The sequence below is a fragment of the Paraburkholderia monticola genome, assembly GCF_001580545.1.
Lineage (GTDB): Bacteria > Pseudomonadota > Gammaproteobacteria > Burkholderiales > Burkholderiaceae > Paraburkholderia > Paraburkholderia monticola.
In genome coordinates this window covers 134792-148326 of the sequence record NZ_LRBG01000004.1, presented here as the reverse complement: position 1 = coordinate 148326, position 13535 = coordinate 134792, and the positions used below count along the sequence as shown (strand labels likewise).

The window sequence follows — 13535 nt, the reverse complement described above, 5'->3', positions numbered from 1 at the left end:
CATGTCGAACGCTCATCGCCACCTGCTGATCGTCGGGGCCGGAGGATTCGGCCGCGAAGTACTGAGCTATATCGAGGACGACAATCCCTTATTCAAGGTGAAGGGCTTTCTCGACAGCCGTACCGATGCGCTCGATACAACGCCACGCGACGTGCCGATCGTCGGCGATCCGCTGACGTACCAGCCGTTGCCGAACGAGGCGTTCATGGCTGCGCTCGGCGATCCGCAACAGCGCTTCAAGTACACCGCTACGCTGCGTGACGTTCATCGCGTCGACTTCGCGACGGTCGTGCATCCGCGTGCGAATGTCAGCAAGCATGCGCATCTGGCGCATGGTTGCATCGTCGGCCCTGGCGTAGGCATCTCGGTCGATACGCACGTCGGTGCCTTTAGCTGCATTCAGGAATACACCGTGGTCGGTCACGATGCCCGCATCGGCGAGTGGTGCCAGATAAACAGCCATTGCACGATTGCCGGCGGCGCTCGTATCGGCAACTTCGTCACGATTCATCCCAACTGCGTGATTACCAGCCGCGCCGTTATCGGCGATGGCGTGACTGTCGCGCCGGGCAGCGTCGTCATTGGTCGCATCCCGGCAGGTATCACGGTCCTGGGCAATCCGGCCAAACGCTTTTCTTTCCGCTGATTTTATGTCGACTCAACAGATTCCGCCCCGCGCTTACGTCGATTCTGCCCACCACGAAAACGAACTGAACGGCTTGTTTCGCCAGTCGTGGATTTTCGCTGGCCTGAAACTGGAACTGCAGGGCAACGTGCATCAGGGCATGCGGCTCGGGAATAAAGACATCCTTCTGCAATGCGACGAGTCGGGCAAGCCGCGCGCTTTCCTGAACGTGTGCTCACATCGCCATGCCCGTTTGTGCGAGCCCGGTAAGCATCGCGGCTACGTGCGCTGTCCGTATCACAGCTGGGTGTATGACAAAGGCGGCGTTCCGCTGAGCATGCCTCAAAAGCAGGCGTTTCCGCAGGTCGTCGCGGAGCCGGAGAAGTTCCGCTTGCATGAGTTCGCCTGCGAGACGGCAGGGCAATTCATTTTCGTTCGCATGTCGGAGTCGGGACCGAGTCTGCGCGACTATCTCGGTTCGCAATATGGCTTCCTCGAACGGGCCAGCGAAGGCATGGACACGGTGCTGGATGAATTCCGCGAAGATGTCGCGGCCAACTGGAAGGTCGTCATCGAAAACGCTCTGGAGGGCTATCACGTTCCCTCGGTGCATTCCGGCACGTTCATGGAAGTAGACGGGATGAGTCGCGAGAAAGACGCTCCGCGCTTCTTCTTCGACGACGCCCGCCACAGTCATCTGGAGCACGATGCCAACGCCGACTGGGTCGCTCGCTTCCAGCGCATGGAATCCAGAATCGGCCGCTGGCCGTGGCGTTTCGAGCACTACACGCATCATCACATCTTTCCCAACCTGACCGTGACGTCCTTCATGGGCTACAGCTTTCACGTGCAGCGTTTCGATCCGACCACCGCGGAGACCTCGACCGTGCATTCGCGCACGATCGGCGTGGCATTCGAAGGCGGCACGGAGGCCGGGAAAAAGATGATGGAACACATTTACGCCGATGGACACGCCTTCACCAAAAAGGTGTTTGCGGAAGACGGCGGGATTTGCGCCAAGGTGCAGGCGGGTGTGCGCAATGCGACGAAGCTGGCGGTTCTCGGCGAGGGAATCGAAGACCGCGTTCGTCATTTTCACCACGCCTATGTTGCAGCCCAACCAATCGAAGGACAGGAATGAGTGCCGTTGATATCGCAGGTAAATCTGCCGAAGAATCGTTTTATCGCCTGTTGGAGCAGTATCGCGAAGATGCGGCTTACTTTGTCCCCGACAATGCACGCAAGGTAATCGCACAGTATGGCAAGGCGACGAAATACGTCGTGCTTGGCACCAAGGATTTCGGCGCGCAGTTTATTGCCGCGCTTGGCGACAAGGGAACGGCGCTGCACGTCGTGGACGATTTCAAATGTCATCGCGGCGAGCAGTTTTGGGGCGTGGATATCATTTCCACTGACGTGTTCCTCGACCTGGTAAAAAAAGATCCTTCCATCGTTGCGATCAATTCTTGCCGCTACGACCATTCCAAGCGCTTCTTCGACGACCTTTGCCGTCGCCACGACATTCCGTGTCTGAATTTCGAGCAGGCGGTGCGTGTGCTCGACCTGAACGGTTCGCTCGACTATCGCGTGGCGGATTGGGGTCCGGTCATTGCAGACCGTGCCGACGGGTTCGTTGCGCTGTCGAAGCGGCTTGCGGACAGCTACTCGCAAGAAACGCTTTGGCGCGTCCTCAGTTTTCATCTGACGTGCGACCCGGAGTGGTATCTGAACGTCGCAAGGCAATATTGCACCTTGTATTTCCGTTCCGGCCTGTTGTCTTTCACCGAACACGAGAAATTCGTCGATTGCGGTGCTTCCATCGCGGAATCGACGACAGGCTTGATCGGGACGACTCGAGGCAAGTTCGATCGTGCGTGGATGATCGAGCCGGATAGCATCAACATCAAGACGCTCCAGCAATTTCTGCGGCGGTATGCCGGTACGGAACTGGAACGCAAGATCAGCCTGCATCCTTATGCCGTCGGCGAGAGTCGGGCACGGGTGCCGTTCAATCATGTAGGCGGGCACGGGGGTTCCATTCTCCCTGGCGGCGATGAAAAGCCCTCGGGTATGGTCGAGCTTCGTCCCGTCGACGAGATCATCGACGACGCTCCCACCTTCATCAAAATGGACATCGAAGGTTTCGAGCTGCCGGCGCTCAAGGGGAGCATCAAATCGATTCAGGCCGGGCATCCGAAGATGGCCATTTCGGCTTATCACCGTGCCACGGACTTGCTGGATCTCCCGGCCTTCGTCGACTCCATCGAACCGGGTTACCGGATCGGCCTGCGTCACCACACGGAAGACCGGTGGGACACCTGCCTGTACTTTTACTGAGCCAGCGAGAAGGAAAGGCATGGCAATCAGTAATATCTTCATCGCCGGCATGGACAAGTGCGGAACGACTCCACTGTCCGATTGGATGGTCGCTAACGATTTGGCAGAAGACAGGGTGCCGGGAATCAAGGAACCTGCGCTGTATGTCAACGATGAGCCTCATCCCGGGAAATTCCGCGTTCCAACGGGGCGCCCGTTGCTGGACGCCACGGTGATCTATTCGAAGAGTGCCGACCACATCCGCTTGTTGCCCGAGCACGAGACCAGGATTGTCATTTGCTGGCGTAATCAGTTCGATCGGTCATGGTCCTGCTACAAGATGATGAAGGTGTTTGAAAGGAGCGGCCCCGAATTCGACAGCTATTTCCTTTCGTTCTGGAATAGGGTGGGGGCAAAAGAAGTCCGTCGCCGGACCCTTTTCGAAACCGTCGAGCAATACTATCCGCGGCGTCTTAGTGGCGTGTTCAAGGGATACATCGAAAAGGAAATGGAGCATATTCGTACACATAGCTTTCTCGAGCGCGTCGAATACGAAATAGGTTTCCATCTGTCACGACGGCAGTGGCCGTTTTGCTCGGTGCTCAGCGGTGGCTTTTTTTACCAGCCCATTCGAATGCTGCTGGAAAAGTACATGCCGCAGGACATCGCCGTGATTTCCGTCAATCAGCTTGCCGACCCGAACCGACGCCGCCAATTCGTTCGCGAGGTGTTTGAGAAAGACGTCGAAACGCCTGATGTGCCTTCGTTTTTTTCTAATGAAAACATCGAGATCGAAGAGCCCAAACCGGATTTCCACGACAGGAAGTTCGACACGCTGCGCGCATGTTTTCGCTACGACCTGGAACAGGCCCGTGAGCTGGTCAAACAGACATTGTTCGGAGACAGTTTGCTTGACCATGCCGGACTGGATCGCTATTTCACTGAACAGACAAGATAAATGACGAACGCTTCCTCATCTTTGCGCGAGCGCTTGCTACGCGCCTTTGCCGACGATACGGCGCCCGCACGTGCTGCTGCCAGTCTGAAGGGCGTGGCGCTGGTCGTCTTCGGTCCCGGCTCATTCCTCGCATCGATTCATCTCCCGAGCTTGCTGGCGCGTGGCGCGAACGTGGTATTGGCTGTCGACGACTGGTCTCGCGTGGAACAGGTTTCCGGCATCCCCGTATGCACGTCGGCGCAATTGCCCGCGGAACTGGCGCGGCGCGTGCCAAAAGGCACGGAGGTCAAGGCCGTCGATTTCACGCAGAGTCGCTATGGGCAGGCGCGTTTCCGCGCGTTGGCCAGGCACTTGAGCTTGCCGCTTCACGATCTGGTGGAATTGCTTGCGGCATACGATTGCCCCGGCGTGTACGAGCCGGTCTTGCAGTATCGTGCTCGTACCAAGGAGCGCGCCGATGACTGGCTTGCCTTCGCCGAAAGACTCGAAGACGAACGCAGCCGCGAGACCCTTTATGCCGTGCTGCTGCAGCGCCTGGAGTTCGATCGCCATGCGTTGGATGCGGTCATGGCTAGTCCGCACGACGAATATTTTGGCGTGGGTAGCGCACATAGCGAAACATTCAAGATCGGCACCAATGAGCACTTCGTCGATTGCGGTGCGCATACGGGCACCGTCGTCGCCAAGTTGTTGGGCGCGACCGACTGGAACGTGGCAAGTGTGCATGCGTTCGAGCCGGATGCGCAAAACTATGAGGCATTGAACAAGTTGATGCCCTATCCGTTGTCTTTCATGCACGCGCACTGCAGCGCGGTATCCGACCGTAGCGAGACGTTGCGTTTCCACCAGACCGGCACGATGGGCAGTCACGTCAGTTCTAGTGGCGGGGTCGAGGTGCCTTGCGTGAAACTCGACGACGTGGTGGAAGACGCCACCTTCATCAAGATGGACGTCGAAGGTTTCGAGGCGCGTGCCTTGCGTGGCGCGGCGCAGTTGATCGCCCGTGCGAAACCGCGAATGGCGATTGCCTCATACCACTACGCGAACGATCTGCTGGACGTGGCCGATACGCTGCGCGAAATCGTCCCTGGACATCGCCTGCACTTGCGTCATCACTACAGCTTCTTCTACGACAGCATCATCTACGCTTCGCCGCGCGATGATTGGGCGCCGCTGACCCGGGCCGAATAGGACGCAGTCGATATGGGTTTCGAATCGAAGCTTCCGCCGCGATGTTTCTCTGATCCGGCAATCTTTGCTGCCGAGCAGTCCATCCTGTTCGAGCGAACCTGGCAATTCGCATGCTTGCGGACTGACGTACGCGACGACAAGGATTTCGTGACTGGCAAGATCGGCTCACAGCCTTACGTCTTGCAGAACTTTCGCGGCCGTCTGGCGGCCCTGCATAACGTGTGTTCGCATCGCGCCGCACCTTTGCAGCCGACGGAGCGCGGTAATCGCGGCCTGCATTGCCCGTATCACGGATGGGTCTATGACCCATCCGGCGTGCCGGTCGGCATTCCGCACAACGAGGCGTTCTATCCCATCAGTGTGGAGGAGGCCAAATGTCTGGCTGCGAAGTCCTTCTCCCATACGGCCTTGGGAAACATGGTGTTTGTCTCGGCAGCGCCGGACGCTGCCTTGTCTTCGCAGTTGGGAGAGCACGCCGGCTTGCTGGCGAGTATCGGTAACGCGCTCGACGACATCAGCTTCCGCACCCGTATCCATGCCGCGTGTAACTGGAAATTCCTGATGCACAACGGCTACGACGACATTCACGCGCAGTTCGTGCATCCGTTGTCGTCGCTCGATACGCGGGACTATATTGGCGCGGAATGGCTGTCTCATCCTTTCGACGGCAGTGTCGAACGCATTCCCGACGGTTACGGCAACCGACATGCGTTGCTCAAGGTGATGATGACGCAAGCCGCGCAGGCGCGAAATGCTGCGATATTCGACGGCTGCCTCGCGAATAGGGAAATTGCGTTCGATCACTACATGCATTTTGTACTCTGGCCCAATGTCATCATTACTTCCGTGCAGGGGCTTTGGTACAACATCGTGCGTTATCGTCCGACCTCCGAGTCCTCGACGGAAATCGACATGTGGGTTGTGCCGGGGCGTCAGAAAGATGGGCAGTCCAGAGTCACGCCGGACATCCTTTATCACCTGGCGCTTAGCGGCTTGCGAGTTTTCAACGAGGACATCGAGGCCGTCGAATCCAGCCAGCGCGGCATTGCGTCGGTCCGGCGGCATGCCGTATTGGGCAAACGTGAAGACAAAATAATCAATTTCGATTCCGCCTACGTCGCCGCCATGACGCGGGCCGGTATCGATATCGGCGCATAACGGGGCTAGGGGACCGCTATTTCATGAGTCGCAAGATCGTCGTTTTTGGCATTAGCCCTTTCTCCCGGATGGTTTGCGCGTTGTTTGCGGACAGTGGTGCGGATACGGTCGTTCGTACGGCACATCAGCGGTTCATTCCGCAAGACGAACATGGCGATCTGCCTTTCGTGCCGTTCGAGACATTGGCGCAGAGCCATCCTTCCCATGAATATGAGGTGTTCGTTGCGCTAGAACATGCACGGCAGAACACCGTGCGCGCCGAGATCGCCGCAACTGCGAAACAGCAGGGCTATCGGCTTGCTTCTTATGTCAGTCCTTCGGCGCAACTCGGTGCGCGTGTCGTCATTGGCGAGCACTGTCTGGTTCTCGAAGGTGTCACCGCGCAATACGATGTGCAATTCGGCGACAACGTCATCGTCGGGGCCAGGTGCTTTTTCGGTCAGGGTACGGAAGTCGGCGAGAATGCCTATTTCGGCTCGGCAGTATTCGTCGATCGTTATGCAAAGATCGGCCACCATTGCACAATCGGTAGCCAGGTGCGTATTGCCGAATCGGTCGAGGTTCCGGCCTGGTCGTATCTCAAGGCGTTTGAGGATGTTCGCTCTTCATTGACGGAACCTGTTTTCATCCATGAGGCGCTGCGGGCTTCGGCTTGCATCGTCGACCGTCGGCTTGCAGCGGAAAATGCGGGCATGTAACACCGCCCTCTGGTTTTCCGCTGGCGCAGATTTCCTTGATTTGAGTCGCAACTAGCGCAGGCGCGCAATATCAGCCCCATGCACTGATACCGCCTGCAATCTACTAGCTCCCGTATTTCCGCAAATACCGCTCGTACCCCTCCCTCCATCCCGGCGACCCAAACGCCCCGCCGCTTTCGTGAACCACGCTCAACGGCCAGGTGCCCATGCGCAGCCCCTTGAGTTCGGCCTCTCGACAAAAATCCATGTCGTAGAAATGGAACTTGAACTGCTCGTCGAATCGGACGTCGCGGCTCGCGAGCGTTTCGCTGTCGGCAATCAGCAGGAGACCGTCGAGGAGCTTGCATTCCTGCGCGGCGGGACCGAAGTTAGATATCTCGTGGCACGGGAATCCCTTGCCGTGGCCGACCGTCCCGCTCAGGTACCGACGCTCGTCCCAGCGCAAGTCCGGCGTGACGAAGGCCCATGACGGCTGATGCGGCACGCGGCGCAGGTTACCGGCAAGGCCCACCACATCGAAACGCGTGAGCGAGCGACGCACGCGCAGCTTCCAGAAGAAGTCGCTGAGCCAGATGTCGTCGTGAATGAAGACGAGAATCGCTGGATCCTGCTTCGCGTGCTCGATGGCCTCGTTGTAGATGCTGGAGAGGCCGCGTGTGTTGTTGGCGAACAGTTGGAGCTGGACGTCGGGCTGGTTCGCGTAGGGCTTCAGCGTGCGGCCCAGCGCGGTTTCATTCCAGAACTGCTCGCGGCTGCAACGGGTGCCGCAGACGAAACGGATCGGCTTGATCGCCGCGGGGACGTCGTTTGCCGTCTCGCTCGACGTGGCCGCTGCCGCCGTTGGCCCGGCGGCGGGTTGCGTGTCGCTTTCCCGCGCCGCGACCGGCTGCGTCGGCGCATTCGCGCCGTGCGCCGCAACTTCGAAGTGGGTGGGTTCCAGCCCGTCGCACCAGCGTTGCCACATCGTGCGCAGCGCACGCGATGCGCCGTCGGCGATCGAGTCCGCGCTGATCAGCGACGACTGCGCGCAGTGTGCTCGAAGCTCGCGGCGCACCATCGCTAGCGCGTCCGGGTCGGCGGCCAGCGCGACGCACTTGCTCACAAAATCGTCCTCGTCGCGCGCGACGAACGCCTCGTCGATGCCGAGGTGCGAGAGCCATCCCGTGCTGCCGCGGCTTGCCATCGAGACCCCCGGCAGGGTCACGGTCGGCACGCCCATCCACAGCGCGTGCATGGTCGTGGTCGAGCCGGCAAACGGAAATGCGTCGAGACACACGTCGATCTGATGATGCTGCTCCAGATAAGCCGCCATGCCGGCGCGCGGCAAGAAGCTGATGCGGTTGCCGTCGATCCCTTCGCTGGCGAACAGCGCGCTCACCTTGCCGATCTGCTCCGGTGCCACGATCGCGCCGATGACCATGCGCGAATGCGGCACCTCGCGCAGCACCCGCGCCCACAGCGCGATGACTTCCGGCCCGATCTTGAGCATCTTGCTGAAGCTGCCGAACGTGATGAAGCCATTCTTCAGGGCCGGCAGCGCGTTGACGTCCGGCGCGTGCGGGTGTGGCTTGAACGGCGCGAGCGCCGGAAGGAACACGAGCTTTTCGGAGAACTGCCCGGCGAACTGCTCAAGCGGCGTGACGAAGCGATCGGACAGGTAATAGTCGATGGCGGTCAGGCCGGTCGTCGATGGGTTGCCGATCCAGCTGACCTGCACCGGCGCCGGTTTGTGCGCGAATGTGACGAGCCGGTTGCGGCCGGTATGGCCGGACAGATCGATGAGAATATCGATGCCGTCGCCGCGGATCTTTTCAGCGAGCGCGGCATCGCTGATGCCGGAAGCCGGGTGCCAGCCTTGCGCATGGGCGCGGATCTGCTCGGCGTACCCATCGCTGACCGTGTGATTCGAATAGAAGTGCAGGGCGAGGCTCGTGTCGCGCGCGAGGTACTCGACGATCGACAGCAGGAAATACGCGATCGGGTGATTGAACAGGTCGCCGGAAACGAAGCCGATCTTCAGACGCCGCGACGGATTGCGATCATTGGCGTGCTTCGGCCAGCGCGCGCGCAGCGGGGCCTCGTGACGCGTCGCGAATTCGCGGTATTGCGCCAGGGCGCTCGCCGCATCGAGCCCATTTTTGTGCATCAGGCAGAACAGCAGGTTGCTGTGCACCTGCGCCTGCGTCGGCGCCAATGCGAGTGCCTGGCGCAAGGCGGACTCGGCCTCTTCGCGCTCGCCGTACTCGAGCAGTGCGACGCCGAGGGCGTCGTGGGCGAGGGCATTGTCCGGTGTCAGCGCCACCGCGCGGCGGAAACAGGCGATGCTCTCCGCATGCCGTCCCATTGACTGCAGGACACCCCCCAGGCTGTGATGCAGTGCCGCGCTTTCAGGATGGCGTTCGAGTGCCTCGCGGCAGTGCGTTTCGGCGCGCTCGAACTGGCGCGTGATTCTCAGTGCGTCGGCCAGCAGTGTCTGCGCGGAGAGCGTGCCGGGCAGCAAGGTGGCGGCACGCTCGGCGGCGCTCGCGAACTCGATGTGCTGGCCCACGCGCTGCAACGCGCACGCGAGCGCGAGCCAGCATTCGCCGTGCGACGGGTATCGCTTCGTCAAGCGATGCGCGATCTTGAGCGCCGCTTCGAATTTTCCCTTACCGAAGAGATCGGTGTATTCGCGCATTTCTTTGGCGCTTGCGCGTCGGCCATCGCTTTTTGCGGGAGGAACTGCGTGTGCTACCGGGGTGTCGGGTTCCCGTTGCGGATCGGCGGCTCGCTCGGCGGATTCGGCGAGAACCGGCGAAGTGGCATCGAAATGTTCGGCCGGGAGTCCATCGCACCAGCGCTGCCACATGATGCGCAGCGCGCGCGATGCGGCGTCCGCGACGGGTTTCGCGCTGAACACGGGCGATTGCGCGCAGTGCGGGCGAAGCTCGCGGCGCAGTATCGCGAGTGCTTCGATGTCGGCGGCGAGTGCAACGCACTTGCGCACATAGTCGTCCTTGTCCTGTGCGACGAAGGGCGCGTCGAGTCCCAGCAGTGAGAGCCAGCCCGTGCTGCTGCGGCTTGCCATCGAATCGCCGGGGAGCGTCACGGTGGGGATGCCCATCCACAAGGCTTGCAGTGTCGTGGTCGAGCCGCCGAACGGAAACGCGTCGAGACAGACGTCGATCTGATGGTGCTGCTCGAGATAATCGAGCATGCCTTTGCGCGGCAGAAAGCCGAGGCGCGCAGCGTCGATCCCTTCAGCCGCGAACTGCGCGCTCAGCTTGTTCATCTCGTCCTGACCGGAAATCGAACCGATGACGAGACGCGCATCCGGCACCTCGCGCAGTACACGCGCCCAGAGCGCCACGACTGCCGGCCCAATCTTGCTCATCCGGCTGAAACTGCCGAAGGTCAGGAAGCCATTGCGCGACGCGGGCAACTCGTTGACTGGCGGCGCGTTCTCCGGTGCCCTGAACGGAGCGAGGGCGGGCAGGAAGACGAGCTTTTCCGAGAACTTGTCGGCGAACTGCGCGAGCGGCGTGACGAAACGGTCGGACAGGTAATAGTCGATGGCCGCGAGGCCGGTGGTGGCAGGGTTGCCGATCCAGCTGACCTGAACCGGAGCCGGTTTGTGCGCGAACGCTGCAAGCCGGGTGCGGCCCGAATGGCCCGCAAGGTCGATCAGAATGTCGATGCCGTCCGCGCGAATCTGCTGCGCGAGCGCGGAGTCGGCGAGACCGAATACTTCACGCCAGCCGTCGGCGTGCCCGCGGATCTGGGCGGTGACGCTGTCGCTGGCCGGGTTGTTCGAATAGAAGTGCAGCGAAAGGCTATTGTCCCGCGCGAGATGCTCGACAGCCGGCAAAAGAAACGACGTCACAGGGTGATCCACCAGATCGCCCGAGACGAAGCCTATGCGCAGGCGTCGCGACGGATCTCGCGGGTTCTCATGGCGAGGCCACTGCGCGCGAAGGGGCGTTTCGTGTCGCTTCGCAAACTCGCCCGCTTCGGCTCGGAACATCGCCATGTCCCGATCGACCTTGTGCATCAGACAGTGCAGCAACGCGGTGTACGCGCTCGCATCCATCGGTGTCAATTCGAGTGCGCGGCGAAACGCGGTTTCCGCTTCTTCGTTCTGGCCGTGTCCGAGCAGAGCGGTGCCGAGCGTGCCATAGATGTCGGCATGGCCGGGCGCCAGCGCCGCGGCGCGGCGACAACTGTCGATGCTCTCGGTGTAACGGTGCGTCGCCGTCAGGCTGTTCGCCAGCATGCGATGCAGTTCCGCGTAACGGGGGAACTGCTTGAGCGCCTCGCGGCAGACGGCCTCGGCGCGCGGCCAGTCGGCGATGGCGCACAGTCCGCTTGCGAGCAGCATGTGAGAAACCAGATCGTCTGGAAGCAGCCGCACGGCGTGCTCAGCAGCGGGCACGGATTCGGCGTACTGCCCCAGACGCTGCAGGGACAGGGCCAGTGCTCGCCAGCATTCTCCGTGCGACGGATAGTGCGTCGTCAGGCGAAGGGCGATTTTCAGCGATGCCTCGATCTCTCCTTTGCTGAAAAGAGCGGCGTGCTCGTTGAGCTCCTCTGTGCTCGCGCGACGCGTATTGCCTGCGGGCATCAGGGCGAGCAGCGTAGCAAGCGCCGGCTCGCACACGCCGAGTTGCTGTGCCAGCTCACACGCGGCCCGGGCCGCTTCGTTCTGGCCGCTCTCGATCAGGGCGTTGATGTAGCCGACCCAATACTCGCCGTTGTTCGGCTCACGGCCGAGCGCGATTTCGAAATGCGGCCATGCTTCGGCAGAGCGCCCCGTTTGCACGAGCAGCAGGCCGAGGTGGTAATGGGCACCGGCGTGATCGTGAATCGCCTCGAGAATCGCCGTGTAGTGCGAAGCGGCCTGGTCGAATTCCTGCCTGCGATGATGCTCGAACGCCGCCTGCATGACGACCGCGATGTCCTGCTCCAGTTGTTGCTCGAGCTCCGGGGCGGCGGTTTGGAAGGAACGAGTGGACATGTCGAGTTCGCGCATAGAGGGCCAGGAGACTAAGGCTGCAATTATGCGGGGCGGGCTGCTGTCTCGATGCGTCGAGCTAACGGCAAAACAGTCGTCAATTTGGCGGGGCATCGGGAACTGCGGGGCCGGCTCGAATCAAGGACGGGGCGAGCGGCGCCCTATGCTCAGGCGATCGTGGCGGCGAGCTGGTGATCGGACGTGCCAATGGCCTGACCAGCAGCGGCGCCGCGCTGCAGCCTTGTTCAAGGCGGCGTATTCTCAGCGGTTTCGGGTTCGCAGCCAGTTCCCGCATTGCGTTCGCCCATTCACACCTGGAGCCATCATGGAACTACGCAGGATCGGCACTTCCTCATTGCAGGTTTCCCCGCTGATGTTCGGCGGCAACGTATTTGGCTGGACCGCCGACGAGGCGACGTCGTTCTCGATCCTCGATGCGTTCGTCGACGCTGGACTCAACTTCATCGACACCGCCGATGTCTACTCGGCCTGGGTGCCCGGCAACCAGGGCGGCGAGTCGGAGACGATCCTCGGCAAGTGGTTCCGTCAGAGCGGCAAGCGCGAGCGGATCGTGCTCGCGACCAAGGTGTCGAAGCATCCGCAGCGCCAGGGGCTGTCGGCCGCGAACATCCGGGCGGCTGTCGAAGACTCGCTGCGCCGCCTGCAAACCGATTACATCGACGTCTATTTTTCCCACGACGACGACACCGCGACGCCGCTCGCCGAAACGCTCGGCGCGTATCAGAGGCTGATCGAAGCGGGCAAGGTGCGGGTGATCGGCGCGTCGAACTACAGCGGCGCGCGCGTCGAGGAAGCGCTCGCGGTAGCGCGCCAGCACGGGCTGCCCGAGTATCAGTTGCTGCAGCCCGAATACAACCTGTATGACCGCGCGCAATACGAGCGCGACAGCGAGCCGGTGGCACTCGCGAATCATCTCGGCGTGGTCGTCTATTACAGCCTTGCGAGCGGGTTCTTGTCGGGCAAGTACCGCAGCCCGGCCGATCTGGCCGGCAAGACGCGCGGCAGCCGGGTCGAAAAATACCTGAACGAGCGCGGCCTGCGGATTCTTGGCGCGCTCGACCGCGTCGCGCAACGGCACGGCAGCACCCCGGCCGCAATCGCGCTCGCGTGGCTGATTGCGCGCCCGAGCGTTACGGCCCCCATTGCGAGCGCAACCTCGGTCGAGCAGTTGAAGAGCCTGGCCGCAGCCGTCCAGCTGTCCCTGACAGCCGACGATATCCGTGAGCTGGACGAAGCGAGCGCGCAATAGACCGGTGTCCGGCCGCCCACGCCGGGGCGGCTGGCGCCAGGGAAAAGCCTGGCGGAATCGGTAAACCCCTGGTACGATGGAGAGTTTCCTGATATGATCGGGAGTGAATTGAGATCTTTGCCTGTTTCGTCAGTGTTTTTCATTGATGAAAGGTTGGCGAAACGGCAACAGACGCGGCTTTTGCATTACGTCTGTCCGCGTTCCGCGGTGAACTCCCCACCTCTCTTTTCCGGCCTCCGTGGCCGCTTTGCCTCTCGCTTCATTCGTGGTTTGGCCGGGGTTGTATATCAATCCTGCGTTTGCCTGTTACTGGCCATGAATCGGAGCGA

The 13535-nt window shown here is 61.2% G+C and carries 9 protein-coding genes; 8 read left to right on the top strand and 1 reads right to left on the bottom strand.

Annotated features, from left to right (window positions below; genetic code table 11):
- The first annotated feature begins 1 nt into the window (after position 1).
- Genes CI15_RS05610 through CI15_RS05580 form a run of 7 tightly spaced genes read left to right on the top strand, consistent with a single transcriptional unit; the run spans position 2 to position 6946 of the window.
- Positions 2-646: an acetyltransferase gene (locus CI15_RS05610; protein WP_062125113.1), complete on the top strand. Its 645-nt coding sequence runs from the start codon at positions 2-4 to the stop codon at positions 644-646.
- A 4-nt stretch (positions 647-650) separates the two neighbouring features.
- Positions 651-1766 carry an aromatic ring-hydroxylating oxygenase subunit alpha gene (locus CI15_RS05605; protein WP_062125111.1) on the top strand — a complete coding sequence of 372 codons (1116 nt, stop codon included), beginning with the start codon at positions 651-653 and terminating at the stop codon, positions 1764-1766.
- Positions 1763-2962: an FkbM family methyltransferase gene (locus CI15_RS05600; protein WP_062125110.1), complete on the top strand. Its 1200-nt coding sequence runs from the start codon at positions 1763-1765 to the stop codon at positions 2960-2962. Before CI15_RS05605 ends, CI15_RS05600 begins: the two co-directional genes overlap by 4 nt.
- Before the next feature lie 19 nt (positions 2963-2981).
- Positions 2982-3899 (top strand): hypothetical protein, encoded by a 918-nt coding sequence (locus tag CI15_RS05595; protein ID WP_062125109.1) that lies wholly within the window; start codon positions 2982-2984, stop codon positions 3897-3899.
- A 21-nt stretch (positions 3900-3920) separates the two neighbouring features.
- Positions 3921-5090, top strand: a complete 1170-nt coding sequence (locus CI15_RS05590) for an FkbM family methyltransferase (RefSeq protein ID WP_241495796.1) — start codon at positions 3921-3923, stop codon at positions 5088-5090.
- A 12-nt stretch (positions 5091-5102) separates the two neighbouring features.
- Complete coding sequence (locus tag CI15_RS05585) at positions 5103-6248, top strand: aromatic ring-hydroxylating oxygenase subunit alpha (protein ID WP_062125106.1); 1146 nt, start codon at positions 5103-5105, stop codon at positions 6246-6248.
- A 23-nt stretch (positions 6249-6271) separates the two neighbouring features.
- Positions 6272-6946, top strand: a complete 675-nt coding sequence (locus CI15_RS05580) for a DapH/DapD/GlmU-related protein (RefSeq protein ID WP_082814172.1) — start codon at positions 6272-6274, stop codon at positions 6944-6946.
- Positions 6947-7049: 103 nt separating this feature from the next.
- Here the strand turns inward: CI15_RS05580 and CI15_RS05575 are convergent, their stop codons facing one another.
- Positions 7050-11939, bottom strand: a complete 4890-nt coding sequence (locus CI15_RS05575; protein ID WP_062126100.1) for an O-linked N-acetylglucosamine transferase family protein — start codon at positions 11937-11939, stop codon at positions 7050-7052.
- 322 nt (positions 11940-12261) lie between these two features.
- Here CI15_RS05575 and CI15_RS05570 point away from each other — a divergent pair, with 322 nt between their 5' ends.
- Positions 12262-13206, top strand: coding sequence for an aldo/keto reductase (locus tag CI15_RS05570; RefSeq protein WP_062125104.1), 945 nt, complete (start codon positions 12262-12264; stop codon positions 13204-13206).
- The last annotated feature ends 329 nt before the right edge of the window (positions 13207-13535 follow it).